Genomic DNA, 413 nt, shown 5'->3' with positions numbered 1-413 from the left:
TGTGTTATAAATATTGTCGAAGAATACATTTATTATTATTATAACAATATCCGGATTAAAACGAAATTACCCTGTTTGGATTTGGCGGGTAATCTTTTCTTTATTTTCTTTTAAGTAATGGCGTGTTGCCTCTATACCTTTCGCATCGACTCCGGCAGCACCTTTGTTTCTACGTACCTTCTTAAAAGCTTCGTTTAGATTATCTCGGTCTGTTATTAAATAAATTAGCCCATTTGATTCCATATGTTCTCATGGTGTAAGTATGCATATGAACAGTTCCACTCTTTACGTTGCGCGATTCACGTTCTGCGTTTCAAGGCAACGAAAAGTCTTTCGATTGGCTGTGTCTTCACTGCCATATAATATCCCTTCCATGATTCACTCCTTTCGTTCAGCCCTTCCCATTACTGGTT

General features: G+C 37.5%; 1 protein-coding gene. It reads right to left on the bottom strand.

All coding sequences use genetic code 11. The features are described from left to right. Positions 1-66: 66 nt before the first annotated feature. Complete coding sequence (locus tag JFL43_RS18300; protein ID WP_200750149.1) at positions 67-243, bottom strand: hypothetical protein; 177 nt, start codon at positions 241-243, stop codon at positions 67-69. Positions 244-413 lie beyond the last annotated feature (170 nt).

Source organism: Viridibacillus soli (genome assembly GCF_016612995.1).
Taxonomy (GTDB): Bacteria; Bacillota; Bacilli; order Bacillales_A; family Planococcaceae; genus Viridibacillus; species Viridibacillus soli.
This window is presented reverse-complemented; position numbering and strand designations above follow the sequence as displayed.

Bases quoted from the DNA above. Each gene is read 5' to 3' on its own strand.
- JFL43_RS18300 (WP_200750149.1), bottom strand. From the start codon at position 243: ATGGAATCAAATGGGCTAATTTATTTAATAACAGACCGAGATAATCTA.